General features: G+C 45.6%; 2 protein-coding genes. One reads left to right on the top strand and one right to left on the bottom strand.

Annotated elements, in window-relative coordinates; genetic code table 11:
• Nucleotides 1-223: 3'-phosphoesterase (locus HXY34_14225; protein ID NWF97291.1), on the top strand; the 223-nt coding region annotated here is incomplete at its 5' end.
• Nucleotides 224-311: 88 nt separating this feature from the next.
• On the opposite strand, the gene HXY34_14220 is transcribed toward HXY34_14225, so the two are convergent.
• Nucleotides 312-1,508 (bottom strand): cation-translocating P-type ATPase (locus HXY34_14220; protein NWF97290.1); only part of this gene is annotated, 1,197 nt, incomplete at its 5' end.

The raw sequence follows: 1,508 nt of genomic DNA, 5'->3' as shown, positions 1-1,508 counted from the left end.
GGTGGAAGACCATCCAATTGAATATGCAAATTTTGAAGGCACGATTCCCGAAGGCGAATATGGTGCCGGTACAGTGGAAATCTGGGATAAAGGCACGTATAGGATGATAGATCAGAAAGAAGACAAGCTCATTGTAGAAATTGACGGCAATAAGCTGAAGGGCGTTTATGTGCTTGTGAGGTTTAAGGATCAGAAAAACTGGCTTTTCTTCAAAAAGAAATAAGCACACGTTCCGCGAGGTTCCATATCACAAGAAGCCTTCAGGCTTGTCTAAGCTCGTTTCCTCATTTTTCAGCTAACTTTTCTCCTCTCTACAGTTTTGCCTTTGTTAAGCGCAATGTGTTTAGAAGCAACAGCATGGTTACGCCGTCATCGCCTGAAGCTACTGTGAACCAGAGTGGAATAAAGCCCATTATTCCAAGCGCACCTAATAGTATCTTTACAATTAGGGATGCGGCTATGTTCTGCTTTGCGACTTCCATCGTCTTACCGCTTAATTTGACTAGATAGGGTATTTGCGCCAACTCATCCTTAACCAGCACGACATCCGCAGACTCCAACGCAACGTCCACACCTCCACCACCCATAGCGATGCCCACATCTGAGGCTGCCAGTGCAGGAGCATCGTTAACGCCGTCTCCGACCATCGCCACTAAACCATTTTTGCCCTTCATCTCCTCAACTATTTCCAGTTTGTCCTCAGGAAAGAGCTCTGCATGCACCTCGTCAACATTCAGGATTCCAGCAATTTCTTCAGCAATCTCCCGTTTGTCTCCAGTCAACATGGCTGTGCTGATCCTTGCCTTTTTTAAAGCGTTAACTGCTTGAATCGCGTCCTTCCTAACATCATCAATAACGCAGACAGAGGCAGTACCCATCTTTTCAACAGAAACACAAACCGAAGTGTGCTTCTCATTTTCATAAACTCCCTCTATCTGCCTGCAGTCACAAGCGTACTCCTTCATCAACTCCATGTTACCAACAGCAACATGATTTCCATCGACATACCCCACGATACCTTTACCTGGAACTTCTGTCACATCAGTAACCTTAAGCTTGCTAATATCCAAATTTTTTTCCGCTACCCTCTTTACTATGGCTTGAGCAATGGGATGATTAGAGAACTGATCCAATGCAGCGGCATACATCAAGGCCTGCTCAGTGGACTTCCCGACAGACTTAATCTCGTGAACCTCTGGCTTACCTAACGTTAGAGTACCCGTTTTGTCAAAAATGACTTTCTTGACTCTAGCCAGTTTCTCAACGTAGACTCCACCCTTGATAATTACTCCTCTTCGGGCTGCAACCGTCACGGCTGTAAAGATTGTTGCTGGAACAGAAACTATGAAGGCGCTCGGGCATGAAATCACCAAGAGTATCAGCGAGCGATAAATCCACGTTTGGAAAGACCCGCCGAGAATTTGAGGTACAGCTATTGCTGTAAAAACAGCGAGTGCTATGACTATGGGAACGTAGATTCGCGCAAACCTGTCAACCAGTTTTTCGAT

This window comes from Candidatus Thorarchaeota archaeon, from assembly GCA_013388835.1.
Classification (GTDB): Archaea; Asgardarchaeota; Thorarchaeia; order Thorarchaeales; family Thorarchaeaceae; genus JACAEL01.
Note: the sequence above shows the minus strand (reverse complement) of the source record. Positions and strands in the feature narration are given on the sequence as shown.